General features: G+C 70.3%; 11 protein-coding genes. 4 read left to right on the top strand and 7 right to left on the bottom strand.

Annotation, left to right across the window (positions count from 1 at the left end):
- Positions 1–30 precede the first annotated feature (30 nt).
- The 3 genes from QTH86_RS25525 to QTH86_RS25515 all read right to left on the bottom strand — a co-directional run bounded on the left by QTH86_RS25525 (position 31) and on the right by QTH86_RS25515 (position 3027).
- Positions 31–804 (bottom strand): SDR family oxidoreductase, encoded by a 774-nt coding sequence (locus tag QTH86_RS25525; RefSeq protein WP_286648969.1) that lies wholly within the window; start codon positions 802–804, stop codon positions 31–33.
- Between the two features lie 149 nt (positions 805–953).
- On the bottom strand, positions 954–1925 hold the full coding sequence (locus tag QTH86_RS25520) for a Bug family tripartite tricarboxylate transporter substrate binding protein (protein ID WP_286648968.1): 972 nt from the start codon (positions 1923–1925) through the stop codon (positions 954–956).
- A 37-nt stretch (positions 1926–1962) separates the two neighbouring features.
- Positions 1963–3027: a CDP-6-deoxy-delta-3,4-glucoseen reductase gene (locus tag QTH86_RS25515; RefSeq protein WP_286648967.1), complete on the bottom strand. Its 1065-nt coding sequence runs from the start codon at positions 3025–3027 to the stop codon at positions 1963–1965.
- Between the two features lie 40 nt (positions 3028–3067).
- Between QTH86_RS25515 and QTH86_RS25510 the strand changes: the two genes are divergently transcribed.
- The 4 genes from QTH86_RS25510 to QTH86_RS25495 all read left to right on the top strand — a co-directional run bounded on the left by QTH86_RS25510 (position 3068) and on the right by QTH86_RS25495 (position 8480).
- Positions 3068–3997, top strand: a complete 930-nt coding sequence (locus QTH86_RS25510; protein ID WP_286648966.1) for an SDR family oxidoreductase — start codon at positions 3068–3070, stop codon at positions 3995–3997.
- 68 nt (positions 3998–4065) lie between these two features.
- Positions 4066–5319 carry a cation:proton antiporter gene (locus QTH86_RS25505; protein ID WP_286648965.1) on the top strand — a complete coding sequence of 418 codons (1254 nt, stop codon included), beginning with the start codon at positions 4066–4068 and terminating at the stop codon, positions 5317–5319.
- 17 nt (positions 5320–5336) lie between these two features.
- Positions 5337–6821: a sensor domain-containing diguanylate cyclase gene (locus tag QTH86_RS25500; RefSeq protein ID WP_286648964.1), complete on the top strand. Its 1485-nt coding sequence runs from the start codon at positions 5337–5339 to the stop codon at positions 6819–6821.
- A gap of 15 nt (positions 6822–6836) precedes the next feature.
- The gene (locus tag QTH86_RS25495; protein WP_286648963.1) at positions 6837–8480 is read left to right on the top strand and encodes a putative bifunctional diguanylate cyclase/phosphodiesterase; all 1644 of its coding nucleotides are present in this window, start codon (positions 6837–6839) and stop codon (positions 8478–8480) included.
- Positions 8481–8511: 31 nt separating this feature from the next.
- Here the strand turns inward: QTH86_RS25495 and QTH86_RS25490 are convergent, their stop codons facing one another.
- From QTH86_RS25490 to bcsA, 4 genes are read right to left on the bottom strand one after another with little or no spacing between them, the layout of a single operon-like run.
- Positions 8512–12792, bottom strand: a complete 4281-nt coding sequence (locus QTH86_RS25490) for a cellulose biosynthesis protein BcsC (RefSeq protein WP_286648962.1) — start codon at positions 12790–12792, stop codon at positions 8512–8514.
- A complete protein-coding gene (bcsZ, locus tag QTH86_RS25485; RefSeq protein WP_286648961.1) occupies positions 12768–13949 on the bottom strand; it encodes a cellulose synthase complex periplasmic endoglucanase BcsZ in 1182 nt (393 codons plus the stop codon). Before bcsZ ends, QTH86_RS25490 begins: the two co-directional genes overlap by 25 nt.
- Positions 13946–16261 carry a cellulose biosynthesis cyclic di-GMP-binding regulatory protein BcsB gene (gene bcsB, locus QTH86_RS25480; protein ID WP_286648960.1) on the bottom strand — a complete coding sequence of 772 codons (2316 nt, stop codon included), beginning with the start codon at positions 16259–16261 and terminating at the stop codon, positions 13946–13948. Before bcsB ends, bcsZ begins: the two co-directional genes overlap by 4 nt.
- Positions 16261–18438 carry a UDP-forming cellulose synthase catalytic subunit gene (gene bcsA / locus QTH86_RS25475; RefSeq protein WP_286648959.1) on the bottom strand — a complete coding sequence of 726 codons (2178 nt, stop codon included), beginning with the start codon at positions 18436–18438 and terminating at the stop codon, positions 16261–16263. The genes bcsB and bcsA overlap by 1 nt, the downstream gene beginning before the upstream one ends.
- Between the last annotated feature and the right edge of the window lie 59 nt (positions 18439–18497).

Raw genomic sequence — 18497 nt, 5'->3', positions numbered from 1 at the left:
CTTTTCCCGTCTTTCCCGGGCCGGAGCGTCCTACTTGGTGGTGTAGCCGCCGTTGATGAGGATCGTCTGCCCGGTGATCCACCAGCCGTCGCTGACCAGATGCCGGATGAACGGGACGACGTCCTCGATGTCGGTCAGTCCGGTCTTGCTGAACGGCGAGAGCGCCGCGGCGGTCTTGTGATAAGCCACGGCATCGGCTCCTTCGGCCGGGTAGAAGAACGGCGTGTCCATCGGGCCGGGGCCGACCGCGGTCACCGAGATGCCGCGGGCGCCGAACTCCTTGGCGGCCGCACGCGTGTAGTGCTCGACCGGGGCCTTGGTGCCGGCATAGGCGGCGTAGAACGGGGTGAACGCGCCCAGCAGCGAAGTGACCACGGTGCAGATCTTGCCGTGGTCGTTCAGGTTCTTGCCGGCTTCCTTGAGGAAGAAGAAGGCGGTCTTGGCGTTGACCGCCGTCATCTCGTCGTACTCGGCCTCGCTGACATCGGCCATGGGCTTCTTGAGCACCTTGCCGACGGTGTTGATGGCGATGTCCGGCTTGCCGACCGCGGCGATGGCGTCGGCAAAGAGCTTCTCGACGGCGCCGGCCGTCGTCAGGTCGGCCTGGATCGCAACGGCCTGCGCGCCTGCCGCCTTGACCGCAGCCACGGTGGCATCGGCATCGGCCTTGCTGCCCGCGCTGTTGTAGTGAATGACCACGGCCTTGGCGCCCTGCCTGGCCAGGTCGAGCGCGATCAGTCCGCCGAGGTTCTTGGCGCCGCCGGCGATGAGGGCGGTCTTGCCCTGGATGGAATGGTCTGCCATGGCGATCTCCTGAGTGCGTGTAGCGAAGCCGCGAGTCTAGGCAGCCGCATACCAAAGATCAGCGATGCCAGGCTGGATGGATTGTCCAGAAAACGCGGCCAATCGGCGCTCCGACCGCACCGCACCGACCCTCGGCCAACGCCGTCGACTCAGTCGACCTTGGCGCCGGTGGCCTTCACCACCTTCTCGTACTTCGCCAGTTCGCTCTTCATGAATGCGCCGAACTGCTCGGGTGTGTTCGACACCGGCTCCGCCAGCAGGGTGGCGAAGCGCGTCTTCGTCTCCGGCGCATTCAGGGCCGCGACGAAGGCCTGGTTCAGCTTGGCGACCACGTCGTGCGGCGTGCCGGCCGGCGCGACCAGGCCCCACCAGGTGTCGATCGCGAAGCCTTTGAGCGTCGCGGACACGGCCGGCACGCCGGGCAGGGCACTGCTGGGCTGCGCCGTCGTCACGGCGATGGCCTTGAGCTTGCCCGAGCGGATGTTCGGCGCCGCGGTGGCGAGGTTGTCGAAGTTGAAGTCGACCTGGCCCGACAGCAGCGCGAGCTGGGCCGGGTTGCCGCCGTTGTAGGGGATGTGCACCGCGAAGATGCCGGCCTGCTGCTTGAACATCTCGCCGGCCAGGTGCCCGGCGCTGCCGTTGCCGCCGCTGCCGTAATTCAGCTTGCCGGGGTTGGCCTTGGCGTAGGCGATGAGTTCGGGCAGCGTGTTGATCTTCAGGCGCTGCGCGGCCTCGGCGTTCATCACCAGCACGTTCGGCACGCGGACCATCTGCGTGATGGGCGCGAAGTCGGTGGCCGCGTTGAAGGGCATCTTGCTGTAGAGCCACGGGTTGACCGCGTTCGTGGCCGTGGCCGCGATGCCGATGGTCAGCCCGTCCGGTGCGGCCTTGGCCACGGCGTCGGCGCCGATGTTGCCGCCGGCGCCCGGCTTGTTGTCGATGATCACGGTGCCCAGCGAATCCTTGACCCGCTCGGCCACGATGCGCGCCGTGACGTCGATCGGGCCGCCCGCGGCGTAAGGCACGATCAGGCGGATCGGGCGATGCTGTGCCTGTGCCGGGACCACGGCGATCAGGGCGGTGGCGGCCAGGGCGCCCAGAAGGAAGTGTCTCGTCTTCATTGTTCGTTGTCGTCCGTCGTTCAGAAAGAGGGGGATGTCAGGGAAGGGCCTTGTCGGCTTCCGTCGTGAAGGCGTCCGCGTAGAACTCGTCCGCGGGGAGGCCGGCCTCGGCCACGTAGTCGCGCTTGGCCGAGTCGACCACGATCGGCGCACCGCAGGCATACACCTGGTGGCCCGACAGGTCGGCGACGTCCTCGAGCACGGCGCGGTGGACGAAGCCGGTGCGGCCGGTCCAGTTGTCGTCGGGCACGGCGTTCGACACCACCGGCACATAGCGCAGGTTCGGCATCTCGGCCATCTGCGCGCGCAGCCAGTCGTCCATGTACAGATCCTCCGGCCGGCGGCCGCCCCAGTACACGGTGGCGGGCCGGTCGATGGCCTTGAACTTCATGTGCTCGATCAGCGCCTTGATCGGCGCGAAGCCGGTGCCCGAGGCGAGCATGACGATCGGCTTGTCGGAGTCCTCGCGCAGGAAGAAGCTGCCGTAGGGCCCCTCGATGCGCAGGATTTCCTTCTCCTTCATCGCGCCGAACACATGGTCGGTGAACTTGCCGCCGGGCAGGTGGCGGATGTGCAGCTCGATGCCGGTGCCCGGTTCGCTCAGCGTGTGCGGTGCATTGGCCATCGAATAGCTGCGGCGCGCGCCATCGCGCAGGAGGAACTCGACGTACTGCCCGGCATGGAACTGCAGCGGCTCGCCGGCCGGTAGCTGCAGCCGCACCATCATCACGTCGTGCGAGAGCTTGGACATCGCCAGCACGCGCGAGGGCATCTTGCGGATCGGGAAGGCGCCCAGCTCGGTCACCTGGCGCGATTCGAGCATCACGTCGCTGGTGGCGGTGGCGCAGCAGGTCAGCACGAAGCCGGCGAGTTCCTCCTCGGCGCTCAGCGCCTTGCTCTGGTGCGGGCCATGGGTGACTTCGCCCGAGAGCTTGCGGCACTTGCAGGAGCCGCAGGCGCCGTCCTTGCAGCCGTAGGGCAGGCCGATGCCCTGGCGGATGCCGGCAGCGAGGATGGTTTCGTCGCCCTGGGCGGTGAACTGTCGTCCACTGGGCTCGACGGTGATCTGGAAGCCGGCCTCGTGCGGGGGTGCGCTCGTCATGGGTATTCTTCGGGTTCGTCTCAGCGGGAAGTCCTCGATTTTGCCCTCAATCCACAACCCTTCCGGCGCGCTGCCCGCGCGCTTCCGACGGCAACGCGTGCTGATCGTCGGCTGCGGCGACATCGGCCTGCGTGCGGCGTCGCTCCTGCGGGGCCGGGTGCAGGTGCTCGCGCTGACCTCGTCGCCCGAGCGCGTGAGCGCCCTGCGCGCGGCCGGCGTGCGCCCGCTGGTGGCCGATCTCGATGCGCCTGCGAGCCTGCGCCGGCTGGCTGGCCTGGCCGACCGTGTGCTGCATCTGGCACCGCCGGCCAATGTCGAGGGCCCGCGCTGGTGGCGCGACGCGCGCACCACGGCGCTGGTGCGCGCCTTGCACCAGCGCTCGCTGCCCGCCGCGCTGGTCTACGGTTCGACCAGTGGCGTCTACGGCGACTGCGGCGGTGCGCGCATCGACGAGACGCGCGCCGTCCGTCCGCACACGCCACGGGCGCACCGGCGCGTCGACGCCGAGCGCGCCGTGCGCTGGCTGGGGCGGGCCGGCGTGGCGACGCGCATCCTGCGCATTCCCGGCATCTACGCACCCGATCGCACGGGCGGCACGCCGCGCGAGCGCCTGCGCAAGGGCACGCCGGTGCTGCGCAGCGAGGACGATGTCTACACCAACCACATCCATGCCGACGACCTGGCGCGCATCTGCGTGGCGGCGCTCTGGCGCGGCGGCACGCAGCGCGTCTTCCATGCCAGCGACGACACCGAACTGAAGATGGGCGACTACATCGACCTGGCCGCCGATCTGTACGGTGTGCCACGGCCGCCGCGCATCGCGCGCGACGCCGCACAGGCGCAGCTGCCCGTGTCGCTGCTGAGCTTCATGGGCGAATCGCGGCGGCTGGACAACGGGCGGCTCAAACGGGAGTTGCGCGTGCGTCTGCGCCATCCCACCGTCGCGACCGGGTTGCGGCCCGTTTCTTGAATGCGGCGACGGACATAATCCCTCTCGGACGTTTGTGAACGAATGTCAAAGATTTCTCCGCCCACCGTATGCCCACGACGCAACTTTCCGTCTACTTCTTCCTGCAGATCGCCGTGATCATCACGGTCTGCCAGGTCGTCGGCCGCCTGGCGCAGGCGCTCGGGCAGCCGCAGGTGGTGGGCGAGATGATTGCCGGCGTGGCGCTGGGCCCGTCGCTGCTGGGCTGGGCCTTCCCGGAACTCCAGCGCGCGCTGTTCCCGAAGGAGACGCTGGGCATGCTCTACGTCGGTGGGCAGCTGGGCGTGGGCATGTACATGTTCCTCGTGGGCACCGAGTTCCGCGCCGATCACTTCAAGAGCCGTTTCCGCAGCGCGGTCTCGGTGTCGGCCGCCGGCATCTTCGTGCCCTTCGTACTGGCCTTCGCGCTGATCCCCTGGCTGCTCACCGTTCCCGGCCTGTTCTCCGCCCAGGCCAAGCCGCTCGAAGCGGCGCTGTTTCTGGGCGCGGCCATTGCCATCACGGCCTTCCCGATGCTGGCGCGCATCATCCACGAGCGCGGCCTGGCCGGCACCTCGCTGGGCACGCTGGCGCTCACGGCCGGCGCGGTCGACGACGCGGCCGCCTGGTGCATCCTGGCCATCGTGCTGGCGAGCTTCGGCGGCCAGTGGGGCGGTGCCTATGCCGCGATCGGCGGCGGCATCGTCTATGCGCTCTTCATGATCTTCATCGGTTCGCGGTTGCTCAAGCGGCTGGCCGCCTATGTGCGGCCCGATGCGCCCTTGAGTTCCACCCTGCTGGCGACCGCGCTGGTGCTGTTCGCGCTGAGCGCCTTCGCCATGGACGCCATCGGCATCCACGCCGTGTTCGGCGGCTTCCTGCTCGGTGCGGTGCTGCCGCGCGGCGCGCTCACCGAGAAGCTGCGCGCGCAGCTGCAGCCCTTCGTGGTGGTCTTCCTGCTGCCGATGTTCTTCACCTATTCCGGCCTCAACACCCGCCTGGGGGTGCTGCTGGACCCGGGCATCCTGCTGGCGGCGGTCGCGATCCTGGCGGCCTCGTTCTGTGGCAAGGGCATCGCCTGCTGGGCCGCGGCACGCGCGTCCGGCGAGAGCAACCGCGACGCGATGGCCATCGGTTCGCTGATGAACGCCCGCGGGTTGATGGAGCTGATCATCATCAACATCGGCCTGCAGGCCGGTGTGATCGAGCCGGGGCTGTTCTCGATCCTGGTCCTCATGGCGATCCTGACCACGCTGATGGCCACGCCGTTGTTCAACTGGGTGACGCGTGCGCCCAAGGCCCCCGCTGTGCGGGCGCCTGTCTGAGCCGAAGAAAAGCAACCATGTCCCAGCTGACCGATTTCGAGTCCATGTTCGACCTGGCGCCGGTGTCGCTGTGGGTGGAAGACTTCAGTGCAGTGCGACGGATCTTCGAGCGCTGGCGTGCCGAAGGCGTCGAAGACCTGATCGCCCATCTGCGGGCCGACCCGGCGCGCGTGGGCGAGTGCATGTCGTCGATCCAGGTGCTCAAGGTCAACCAGACCACGCTCGACCTCTTCGGCGCGGCCGACCACGCCGCGCTGGTCGCCGGCCTCGGCCAGATCTTCAGCGGCGACATGGCCGAGCTGATGACCCATGAGCTCGACCAGCTCTGGCGGGGCAAGCTGCTCTACGAGAACACCACGGTCAACTACACGCTCGACGGTCGCCGGCTCGACGTGCAGCTGCGCGTGCGCATCCTGCCGGGCCACGAGACCACGTGGGACCGCGTGCTGGTGTCGCTCGACGACATCACGGCGCGCATGAAGGCCGTGCGCGAACGCGAGGCCAGCGCGCAGTACGCGCAAGGCCTCTTCGAGCATTCGCCGGTGTCGCTGTGGGTGGAAGACTTCAGCGCGGTCAAGAAGCTGCTGGACGACATCCGCAAGCGCGGCATCACCGACTTCAACACCTTCCTCAAGGTGCATCCGGAATTCGTCACCCGCTGCATCGAGGAGATCCGGGTGATCGACGTCAACCGCGAGACCCTGCGCATGTTCGCGGCCGACGACCGCCGCATGCTGCTCGAGAACATCCCGCGCATCTTCCGCGACGAGATGCGCGACTCCTTCGCCGAACAGCTGCAGGACCTGTGGGTCGGCAAGACGCTGCAGCACCGCGAGGTGATCAACTACTCGCTCAGCGGCGAGCTGGTCAACATCCACATGCAGTTCGCGGTGCTCGAGGCGCATCTGCACGACTGGAGCATGGTGCTGGTCTCGCTGATGGACATCACGGCGCGCAAGAAGGCCGAGGCCTACCTCGAATACCTGGGCAAGCACGACGTCCTGACGCAGCTGCGCAACCGCACCTTCTACACCGAGGAGCTCAACCGCCTGAACCGCAAGGGGCCGTGGCCGGTGTCGGTGCTGCTGATCGACCTCAACGGCTTGAAGCAGGTGAACGACGAGGACGGCCATGCGGCCGGCGATGCGCTGCTGCGCCGTGTCGGCGAGGTGCTCGGCCAGGCGGCCGAGAGCCCGGCCTGGCCGGCACGCGTCGGCGGCGACGAATTCGCTGTGCTGATGCCCGCCACCGACGAGCGTGGCGCCGAGACGCTGCGCGAGCGCATCCTGTCGATGGTCGACCTCAACAACCAGTTCTACGCCGGCCGCAGCGGCCACGTGCTGAGCCTGGCCGTCGGCATCGCGACCTGCGAAGTGGGCGAGCCGCTCGAGGGGGCCCTGATGCGTGCCGACAAGGCGATGTACCGCGACAAGGCGCTGCACTACGAGACCCATGTGAAACGTCGCAATGGCGACGCGCCGTCCCCGACGCCGCCGGTCTGAGCCGACAATCCCACCGTGTCGACCCCATCCATGCTCGCCCGCACCCTGTCCGGCCACCTCACCATCTGCGAAGGCCAGATCCTGTGGGCCGACGAGGATGCCCATCAACTGCTGGGTTATCCCGTGGGGGCGCTGATCGATCTGCCGTTCTCCGACGTGTGCATCAACGCGTCCGGCATCCCGGTGCCGGCGCGCGGCGGTGTCGACGGCCCCGACCTGCTGCTCAAGACGCATGACGGCGGCACGGTGCGCGTCGACGCGCGGGCCGAGCGCATGGATGACTTCTGCGTGCTCTGGTCCTTCAGTCCGGTCGCGCGCGGCGCACGGGCCGGCCGGATCGACTTCCTGGCGCGCCACGATGCGCTCACCCGGCTGCCCAACCGCATTCCGGCGGTCGAGGAACTGCGCGAGCGACTGAACCTGCGCGACGGGCGGCTGCTGGCCGTCTGCTACCTGGACATCGACCGCTTCCGCGACGTCAACGATCGCTTCGGCCCGATGGGCGGCGACACCGTGCTGCGGGAGGTGGCGCGCCGCCTGAAGGCGGGCCTGCCGCACGAGGCCGTCGTCGCGCGCGTGGGGGGCGACGAGTTCGCGCTGGCGGTGTCCGTCGGCAGCCGGCAGCAGTGCGAAAACCTGGTGGCCCAGCTGCTCGCGCGGCTGGCGCACCCGTTCCGGCTCAAGGACGACACCGCCCGCCTGCGCGCCAGCGTGGGCGTGGCGCTGATGGCCGACGCCGAGCAGCCGACCGAGGTGATGCTGCAGCACGCGCAGCATGCGGTCTTCTTCGCCAAGCGGGCCGGCGGCAGCCAGCTGCATTTCTTCGATGCCAGCCAGGCACTCGAAGAGCAGGAGTCGCTGGAGCTTCGGCGGGCGATGGCCGAAGGCATGGCGCGGGGCGAGTTCTGGCTGGCCTACCAGCCCAAGGTGGACATGCGCTGCGGCCGTGTCATCGGCGCCGAGGCGCTGATCCGCTGGCGGCATCCGGCCTACGGCCAGCTGCAGCCGGGCGACTTCATCCCGCACATCGAGAACCACGAACTGGTGGAACAGCTGGGCGACTGGGCCATCGGCGAGGCCCTGCGCCAGGCCGCGGCCTGGCAGGCCGCGGGCACCGGCACCTCGGTGAGCGTGAACATCAACCCGCGCCAGATGCAGCGCTCGGACTTCATCGAGCGGCTCGGCGAACACCTGGCGCGCTACCCCGGCCTGCCGGCCGGCACGCTCGAGCTCGAGATCCTCGAGACCAGCGCCATCAAGGACTTCGCCACCGTCACCCGCTTCATCGAGGCGTGCAAGTCCTTCGGCGTGCCGGTGGCCATGGACGACTTCGGCACCGGCTATTCGTCGCTCACCTACCTGCGCCGGCTGCCGGTGGCGGCGCTCAAGCTCGACCAGTCCTTCGTCAATGGCGTGATCGACAACGCCGAGGACCAGGCGATCGTCAAGGGCATCCTGCTGCTGGCCCAGGGACTCGGCCTGAAGGCGATTGCCGAAGGCGTGGAGTCGGTCGCGCACGGCGGCGCGCTGATGGCGCTGGGCTGCACCCTGGGCCAGGGCTACGGCATCGCGCGGCCCATGGAACCTGACGCGCTGCCGGGCTGGATCGCCGACTACGAGCGCGCCCCGCTCTGGGGCCGCGCCGGGGACTGCAGCTGAGCCGGGCCTGCGTTCGCACCGCGGGCCGCGCTCAGAGCAGCGGCGTGTAGGGCGAATTGAACGGGCTCAGGCCCGGCGTGGCCGATGCATTGCCCAGGATGCTCGAGCCGCCGAACAGGTAGCGCAGGTAGATGCTGCCGGTCAGCTGCCGGTAGTTCTGCGCGTTGTTCAGGCCCAGCGCGCCGCCCAGGTAGAGCTGCGGTGCCAGCTGGTATTCGAGAACGCCCGCGAAGTTGTAGGCCAGGCCCGTTTCGGTGCTGCCCGCGTACATGCCGGTGTAGCCCGGGCCCGTGAGGTTCAGGCGCTGCGCTTCGCCGGCCGCCGCGTAGCTCACGTTCTGCCGCACCGCGTCGGTCGGGAAGTAGGGCGAATCGTTCTGAGTGAACGACTGCACGCCCAGCGAGGCGTTGACGCGCCACGACAGCCGGTTGGCGCGACCGCTCCAGTCCACCGGGAAGGCCACGCTCACGTAGCGCTGCGGGCTGAAGTAGCCGCCGTGCCCGTAGGTGAAGGAGCTCAGGTTCTTGTCGTAGTGCATCAACCCGATGTTCATGCCGGCGGTGAGGTTCGAGCCGGTGCCGCGCAGGATGTGCATGTACATGCCGCCGCCGACTTCGGCGCGGTTGTTGTCCGCCACGTTCAGACCGGTGAGCACGCCATAGGACCCGTAGCCATACAGGCCATAGGTGCCGTCGTCGCGCGTCACGTCCATGCGTGCGCCGTTGGCGACCACGCCGCCCCATTTCTGGCCGGTCAGCGGGTCCTTGGTGCCCGCGAAGGACAGCAGGCTGTCGGTGATCGGGCGGCGAGAGAGTTCTCCCTTGAGCGACAGGGTGTCGGTGACGGCGCCGCCGTAGCTCACGCTGCCGATCACGTTGGTCTCCTGGAAGCCCAGCGGCGTGGTGCCCACGCTGGCGTTCAGGTTCTTGCCTTCGTAGCCGACCGCCAGGCCGACGCCGCTGGCGTTCTGCGAGCCCGGTGCGGTCGTGTTCAGCACCGAGTCCGCGAGTCCGCCGAGGGGCCCTTCGCCGAAGCGGCTGCGCGTGGCGTAGTCGCCCGACAGCTTGCCGGCATCGATCACGGTCGGCGTGGCGCTCACGACCATCTTGCCTTCGCCGACCGGGAGGCGCGCCTGCACCGGCACCTGCAGGTCGGTCAGGCGGCTGAGGCCGCTCTCGCCGGCGCGGTTGCGGTAGACGGTGCCCGCGGTGATCGTCGGGCTGCGGTCGACTTCCAGCGCCTGCAGTTCCGACTGCAGCGGGCTGACCGGCTGCGATGCGTTGCGCAGGGCGCCGTTCCAGTTGCTGTCGCCTGAAATGCCCGACGCGGCCGAGGCTGGAAATGGCTCGCTGTTGCTGCCAGGGACCGGCAGCGGGTAACCGCCAGCCAGCGTGCCCGGTGCGGCGGCAGGCTGCGGTGAGAAGGGCGTTGCCGCGACAGCCGGCGTGGCCGTTGCCGGGGTGCTGCGGTTCGTCGCGGCAGCGTTGCGTCGGGCCGCCGTGCCGCCGGCGACTTGCGTCGGTGCGCGCGCCGACGTGTCGGCCCACGGCAGGCCCGCGGTGCCGGCGGGCACGTTGACCTTGCCGTAGGTGGCGGGTGCCGGCTGCGTTGCGACCGGATAGGCGGCCGGGTACGCGGCCTGGTTCGGCAGTGACACCGGTTGCATCGCCGCACCACCCAGCACCATCGCCGCCGAGGGCGCGCCGCCGGTCATGCCGGCGAAGGGGTTGGCCGCCGGGGCCGGTGCAGCGCCGGGCACCGGCGTGCGGGCCTGGCCGCTCGCGACACGCGTCTCGGCCGCAACGGCGGCGCGCAGGTACTGCTCGGCGCGGCCGTTGTCGCCCGCGTTGCGGTACACGCGGCCGGCCGCGGCCAGCGTGCGCGACTGGTCGGGCGCCTGTTTCAGCGCGGCCAGCACGTAGGCCTCGGCGTCGCCGTGTTCCTTCAGCGCGCTGGCGCTGGCGGCGGCGGCCAGCAGGGTGTCGAGGTCCGTCGGGCTGCGCTGCAGGATGCGCTGGTACAGCGCCAGCGCCTGGCGCTCGTCGCGCGCCGCGGAATAGAGCCGTGCCAGCGCGGCCATCACGCCGGGGTCATTCGGCCGCTCGGCCAGCACCGGGGCCAGCGCGTTGTAGGCCGCTTCGAGGTTGCCCATCTCGCGCAGCGCATCGGCCTGGCGCAGGCTCCAGGCGGTGCGCAGGTTGTCGAAGTCGCTGCGCTGCGCGGCGGTCATCTGCGTGGCCTGCAGCTGGCGCAGCACGGCCGTGAGTTCCACGTCCTGCTTCGTCTTCATCAGGATCGACGCGTACAGCAGCCGGTCGCCGATGCTCGGGTTGGGGCCGCGCGAGAGCAGCTGCCGGCTCATGGCGAGCGCCCGCGGCGCGTCGCCGATCTCGGCATAGGCGGTGGCGAGATCGCCCCACATCTCGGCCGGCATGTCGCGGCCCAGCGTGGCCTCGGTCTGCTGCAGCACGTTGCGCGCGACCGCCGGCTGGCCCTGCTTGGCAAGCGCGATCGCCTGCTGCGTCTGGCCCTGCGCCCACAGCTTGCGCTGCAGCTGCGTCATGTCGCGCGTGCGGGCCGCGGCGGGCACCTTCTCAAGGTACTGCAGGCCGGCCACCGGGTCGCCGGCATCGGACGCGAGCAGCGCGCTCGCGTACAGCGCGTCGGGCATGTCGGGCTGCGACATCAGGAGGCCGTCCATCACGCCGCGCGCCTGCGGCATCAGGCCCTGGCGGCGGTAGATGTTGGCCAGGTCGAGCCGCAGCCAGGGGCTGTCGGGGTTGGCGAGCATCGCGTCTTCCAGCGTGCGCTGGGCGCCGGCGGCGTCGCCGCGCTCGTTCTGCTGGCGCGCCACGGCCCGAATCTGCTCGACGCGCACGTTCTGCAAGCCGCCGATCTGCGCGGCCTGCTCGGGCGTGAGCTTCTGCGACAGCGCCAGGGCTTCCTCGGCGCGGCCTTGCCGGGTGTAGACGTTGATGAGCCCGCGCAGCGCCTGCGCGTCGTTCGGCTTGGCGTCGAGCACGCGTTTGTAGCCCTGCTCGGCGGCCGGCAGTTCGCCCTGGGCCGCACGGAGGTCGGCCAGCGTGATCTGGCCGACCGGTTCGCGCGCATCGAGCCGCACTGCGCGCTCCAGCAGCGCCTGCGCGGCGGGCAGGTCGTTGCGGTCGCGTGCCGTGTTGGCCTGGCCGACCAGGTTCCAGTAGGTGGCGCTCTGCAGGGCCGAGGCCCACTTGCGCGCGCCGGTGCGGCTGGCCTGCTCGAGGTAGTCCTGCGCCTGCGCGAAGCGTTCCTGGCGCAGCCGGATGAGGCCCATGCCGCCGAGCGCTTCCGAGTCGCCGGGCTGCACCCGCAGCGCCTGCTGGAAGCGCGCCTCGGCGGTGGTCGTGTCGCCGCGATCGAGCGCGCGGTAGCCCTCGCCGAGCGGCTGGGCCGCGGGCGACACGGGCGTCGCGGCGGTGTCGGGCTTGGTCAGGCTCTCGAGCCGCGCGGTGACGGCCGGGTCGCTCTGGCCATCGAGGTAGGCCTCGTACAGCGGCGCATCGGGCGCGCGCGCGTCGAGCCAGATCAGCGCCTGCCGCCAGCTCGCGCGGGCGGCGGTGCCCACGCTGGGCCGTTTGGCCAGCTCGGCCAGCGTGCGGATGCCTTCGCGCCGCGAGGGCTCGCGGTAGGTCTGCAGCTGCGCCAGCGCCAGCCTGTAGTTCAGGTTGTCCGGCTTGTCCTTGACGAGCTGCTCGAGCCCGCGCCGGCCCTCGTCCCAGCCCTGCGGCGTGCCGCCGAGCAGCTGGTAGTACTCGACCGCCAGCGGTTCCGGCGGCGGCCGGTTGTCGAAGATCGCGCGGTAGAGCTGGATGGCTTCCGCGGTGCGGCCGGCTTGGGCCGCGGCGCGCGCGCGCTGCAGGTCGGTTTGCGGGCCGCCGGCCTGCTGCGCGCCCTGCTGGAAGCGCGCCAGGCGCGCGTCGGTCGGGTGCGCAGTGCGCAGGCGGCCGATCCATTCACGGGCGGCGTCGGGCTTGCTGCGCGCGAGCTCGACCTGCGACATGCCGTAGAGCGCATCGGCCGAATTCGGGTCGACGCGCAGCAGCTTGCGCCAGCTTTCCTCGGCGAGGTCGGCACGGCCCATGCCCTGCCAGTAGTTGCCCTGCTCGATCAGGGCGGCGCTGGCGTCGTTCTGCGCCCACAGCGGGCCGCTCGCGCACAGCGCGCCCACGACGCCCAGGCCGGCGATCCACTGGCCGGCCGTGGGCCGTCGCGCGCCGGGCGCGGGCAGCGAAGGCGTTGCACCGCGCATCAGGCGGTCCGGGTGGATGGGCATGCGGGTCTCCATTGGGGTTGCAGCGCGCCGGTCTTCGTGAAGGCGTAGCGGCCGTCGAGCCAGCCTTGCGCGAAGAGCAGCAGCATGCGCTCGTAATAGGGCAGCGGCCTCGGGCCGGCCGGGGCGGTGCCGCCGAGGTCGAGCGGGATGCGCGCGAGTTGGGCGGCGAGGGCGGCGGTGGCGTCCTGCGCCTTCAGGTAGGGCAGCAGCGCCCCGCTGAAGCCCGCGGGGCCGGTGCCACGTGTGATGCCGGTGCCGGTGTCGACGTACTCGGGCGGCGCCGGCGATTTCTCGAGCGCGCGGCGCGGGCCGTACAGCGACTTCAGCAGCGTCGCGCGCGCCGGCTCCTGTGGGCTCAGCATGCCGGCCCAGAGGTAGACGCGGATCGCGTCGTAGCCGCCGGTCGCGCCTTTGTCGGGGTCGACGACGAAGGCCTTCTGCTCGGTCGACCAGCCGCACCAGTCGGGCGCGAAGCCCTGCGGTGCGGTCGCGCCGATCATGCGTACGGTGTTGGTCGCGATCTCGTTCCAGGGGCCGGTGGGCTCTTCCTGATGGAAGCGACGCAGCAACTGCAGCGGCAGGTAGCTCGCGTTGAGCCGCCAGACCGGCCCCTTGCCCAAGGACTTCGGCCAGGGCAGCAGCATGCGGCCGAGGCCGGGCAGCACGACGACCTCTTCGCGCACCACCAGCGCAAGCAGCGCGCGGCCCAGTGTGCGGTAGCGCGGCTCGTCCCACAAGCGGGCGGCCTCGAGCAGCGCATAGGCGATCCACAGGTCGGCGTCGGAGGCGGGATTGGGGTCGAGCACGCCCCAACCGCCGTCGGTCTTGCGGCCCCATTGCCAGGCCGGCAGGCGCTGCGCCAGGCTGCCCCCGCTCAGGTTGAATTCGGTCCAGGCCAGCACGCGTTCGAAGTTGCGGCGGTCGTCGTGTACCAGCGCGAAGAACATCGCGTACGACTGCCCTTCGGAGGTGGAATGCTGCTGCGGCGTGTCGAAGTCGATCACGCGGCCGTCGGGCTGGATATGGCGTGCGGCGAAGCTGGTCCAGTCGCCCATCGGCATGCAGCCGCCCAGCGAGGTCTGCGCGTGCGCGGGCAAGGCCGAGAGCGCGGGCCCGAGCAGGGCGGCGGCGAGCGCGTCGCGTCGTCGGATCGTCATGGCCGCAGTCGCTTTCGGGCGCGCGCCTGCAGGCTGGCATAGGCCGCGGCTGCGCCGAGCAGGGCCACCAGCAGCGCGCCACCGGCCAGCAGCAGCGGGCTGCGCGAAAGGTTCCATTGCAGCCAGGCCCAGGGCGGCAGGCGGCCCACGTAGTAGCTGTCGCCGGCCAGCAGGCTGTTGACCTGCGCGCCGCGCACGATGGCGGTGCTGCCTTGGATGCGCTGCAGCAGCTCGGGCGTCATCAGCGCGTTGAGCAGCGAGGGTTGGGAAGCCGCATTGGTGACCACGGCGACCACGCTGCGACCGGCGCGCAGCGGCGACTCGAAGCCCGCCAGCACGGCGTCGCTGCCGTCCTCGGCCACCGTCATCTGCACCGTGCTGGGCAGGTCCTCGCGCTGGCGCGTGCCGGTGATGAGGTGCAGGTTGTCGTCGATCCATTCGCCCAGGCTGAAGGTCTGCGCGGGCGACGCCCCCTTGCGCTGCAGCGGCATGCGCGCGGCCCATTCCGTGAAGAGCGGCTGGTTCTGCAGGCTGCCGATGACCAGCAGGTCGCGGTCGGCGTGCTGCGCCACGTTGGCCGCGCGGGTCACGGCCACGCGCAGGGCCGGGTAGCCGGTGGCGTTGCCGAACTGGCCCAGCAGCGCCAGGTAGGTCTCGGCGTCGGCCGCGCCGGGCTGGTCGGGCAGCACCACCGCCGTCTCGGCCAGGTCGGCCAGGCGGGAGAAGGGGAAGCCGCTGTTGGCGTAGGCCGCCAGCTCGGGCATGGCCATGTAGTGGGGGAACTTCGAGATGTCGACGGTCGAGGTCGGGTCGATCGCGCCGCGTACGTTGTCCAGCAGCGTCTGGCAGTTGCCGGCCGCGGGCTGGAAGTAGTAGTGCATGCGCAGCTGGCTGCGCGAGCCCAGCGCCAGCGGCGGCAGCAGGACCTCGCGCTGCTGGGCGATGACGCCATCGGGCAGCAGCTTGGTCGCGAGCGGGTTCCACCAGCGGTCGCCGCCCGGGTTCGCGGTGCGCAGCGGCAGCGAGCCGATGAAGCTGTCGTCGACGCTCACGTTGAGCGTCGACTGGTCGTTGCGCACCCGCGGCGTGTAGCGGTAGTGCAGGTCGAGCGGGATGCCGCGCGAACGCCAGGTGAACAGGTCCGGCGGCATCTGCAGGTTGACCTTGACCACGTCCGGCGAATAGCCGCTCACGTTGAGGTCGGCCGCCTGCGTCAGCTCGCCCAGCTGCACCGGGCGGTCGCTCGCGATCCAGCGCGGGGCGTCGTAGGGCTTGCGTGCCGGGATCTCCTGCAGGCTCGGGATGGTGACGCTGGCGCCGGTGAAGGTGCGCGCGTTCAGCGTGAGCGCGGTGGCGGCGCTGCGCAGTTCGCCGGGGTTGCGGCCCATCACCAGCAGCAGCTTGCGCGTGGCGTCCTGCGGGTGGTCGACGACCGTGACCGTCGGGCCGGCGATGGCCGGCAGCGTCAGGCCGGGGATGGCGGTCTCGGGCGTGGCGAACACCACGGCGTTGGACGCGGGCAGGGCATCGCTCGACACCGGGAAGGTCGCGCCGCGGTAGCCCGCGAGCGCGCCGAACCACGACGACACGATGCCGGCCACTTCGAGCGTGGTCGACGACGGCGTGCCGCCGAAGACGAAGGGAATGCTCGCGCGGCGCACGTCGCGCCGGTCGAAGAAGGGCTGCGGCAGCACCGCGAGGTCGCTCGCGGTCTTCAGCGGTACGACGTTGAGCCGCAGCGTGCTCGACGCATCGACCTTGGCCCACAGGCTGCTGTGCTGCGGGTCTTCGCATTCGCGCGTGTAGTGGCCGACCAGCTCGACGTTGATGCGGTTGAAGTCGGTGACCAGGCGGCGGTCGATCGTGATGTCGGCCGTCTGCGGCTTGCCGGCGCCCTCGCGCGGCAGCGCGATCGTCGACACCAGCACGTCGTTCACGCTCACCTTGAGGTGCGACAGCTCGGGGATCAGCGCCGGCGAATAGGCGTAGTTCAGCCGCAAGCCGGCGCTGGTGACCAGTTCGTCCGCGCGCACGCTGAACGGGATGCCGACGGTGCCGCTCACGCCGCGCAGCTGGATGGCGTAGTTGAGGCCGAGCTGGGTCAGCGTGAATTCGCGGGCGGTGCCGGTGGGTGCGGCGGCCACCGCAGGGGCGGCGGCAGGCGCAGCCGTGGGCGCCATGGCAGCGGGTGCCTGCGCCGCCGCCGGACCGGCGGCACCGCCGGCCCAGGCCAGCAAGGCGACCAGCACCGAGGTGGCGCGCAGCAGGTGCGGCGGCACGGAGGAAGAACGAGCGAAAGCGGCCTGCATCATCAGGTGGGTTCCTTGGCGCCGACGGCGGCCTGCGGCGAGCGCGGAGCGGCCGGACGCAGCTTGCGCAGGCCGGCACGGTAGTAGTGGGAGAACATGTCCTTGAAGCCGATCGCGCTGATGCGCGCGATGTGGCCGATCACGCGGTGCACCGCGGCGCGCGGGTGGTTGCCCCAGCGCGCGGCCCAGATGTCGGCACGGGCGGTGGTGCATTGCACCAGTGCGCGCTCCTGCTCGAAGCTCAGCGGCGCGAAGGCCAGGCCCAGGCGCTTGCCGCGGCTGAAGCGCACCGTGGCGGGAAAGCGGAATTCGGTCTCGCCGCGGTAGAGCGCCACCGCGAGCGGCGCGTCCTGCGCCAGCGACAGGTCGGCCGGCAGGTCGAGCCCGAGGCCGCCGGTCGAGAAGTCGGAGGTCTGGCCCTGCAGCGCCTGGCCGTCGGGCAGGTACAGCGTGGCCGGGATCTGCAGCGTGATGCGGTGTGCGTTGCGCAGTTGCCGCGTCTCGTTGGCGGCCGCCACGCAGGCGCCCAGGATCACCAAGTTGTAGAAGGTCCAGGCCAGGTTCAGCCAGACCGTCGCGATGTTGTCCGGGTCGACCCAGGTCAGGCGCCACAGGCCGGCCGCCACGCCCAGGAAGTTGAGCGCCAGCAGGAACAGGCTGGCCTTGGCGATGCTGGTGTCGAAATACTCTTCCTGGATGAGGCCGCCCTTGGCCGTCACGTTGAAGCTGCCGAGCTTGGGGTTGATCAGCGCCACCAGCGTGGGCCGGAAGATGTACCAGGCCAGCACCGCCTCGTACACCTCGTTCCAGAACAGGTAGCGGAAGCGCCCCTGGATGCGGCTGTTGGTGAGGTTGGCGTGGAAGATGTGCGGGAGCGCGTAGGCGAAGATCATCGAGGCCGACGCGTGGATCACGCTGGCGCCGAAGAACAGGTAGGCCAGCGGGGCGGTCAGGTAGATCAGCCGCGGCAGGCCGTACAAAAAGTGCAGCATCGCGTTGACGTAGCACAGGCGCTGCGCCCATTGCAGCCCGCGGCCGAACAGCGGGTTGTCGATGCGAAAGATCTGCGCCATGCCGCGCGCCCAGCGGATGCGCTGGCCGACGTGGCCCGAGAGGCTTTCGGTCGCGAGGCCCGCCGCCTGCGGCAGCGCGAGGTAGGCGGTGTTGTAGCCCAGGCGGTGCATCTTGAGTGCGGTGTGGGCGTCTTCGGTCACCGTCTCGACCGCGATGCCGCCGACCTCTTCGCAGATCGTGCGGCGCAGCACCGCGCAGGAGCCGCAGAAGAAGGTCGCGTTCCAGAGGTCGTTGCCGTCCTGGATCAGGCCGTAGAACAGTTCGCCCTCGTTGGGCACGGTGCCGAAGGTGCCGAGGTTCTTCTCGAAGGGGTCGGCCGAGAAGAAGTAGTGCGGCGTCTGCACCATGCCCAGCTTTGGGTCCTTGCCGAACCAGCCCATGGCGATCTGCAGGAAGGAGCGCGTGGGGATGTGGTCGCAGTCGAAGATCGCGATGAATTCGCCGGTGGTGTGCTTGAGCGCCGCGTTGATGTTGCCGGCCTTGGCGTGGCGGTTGTTGTCGCGGGTGACGTGGCTCACGCCCACCGCCTCGCAGAACACGCGGAATTCCTCGCGACGGCCATCGTCGAGCACGAAGATCTTCAGCTTGTCGCGCGGCCAGTCGATCGACTGCGCGGCCAGCACCGTGGCGCGCACCACCGACAGCGGCTCGTTGTAGGTCGGGATGAACAGGTCGACCGTGGGCCACTGCGCGACATCGTCGGGCATCGCGACCGGCTTGCGCTCCAGCGGCCAGGCGGTCTGGACGTAGCCCAGCAGCAGCACGATGAAGGCGTACAGCTCCGCCATCAGCAGCCCGACGCCCAGCACGAGGTCGAGCGGGTTGTCCATCACCATCGTTTCGGTCAGGCGCCAGTACATGTAGCGCGAGGACGCGATCACCGACAGGAAGATCATCGCCAGCGTCGCGAAGCGCCCGCCGAAGCGGTTGATCACGAGCGCGGCGATGAAGATGGCGATCGACAGCGTGAGCTGCTGGTTCAGCGTGAGCGGCGCGATGACCAGCGCAGCCATCAGCACCGCCGTCACGGCCCAGGCGATGGCGCGCAGCCAGGGAAGGCGGCCGAGCAGCGGGGTGTCGGCCGAGGCGGGGGCGTTGGATGTCATGGGGGCACCTGCGCAGAGAGAAAAGCAGGCGCCGTAGGGCGCCGCACCAGCACCGGGAT

This window comes from Variovorax sp. J2L1-78 (assembly GCF_030317205.1).
GTDB classification, from domain to species: domain Bacteria; phylum Pseudomonadota; class Gammaproteobacteria; order Burkholderiales; family Burkholderiaceae_C; genus Variovorax; species Variovorax arabinosiphilus.
The sequence above is the reverse complement of the archived record's forward strand: the minus strand, read 5'-3'. Positions and strand labels throughout refer to the sequence as shown.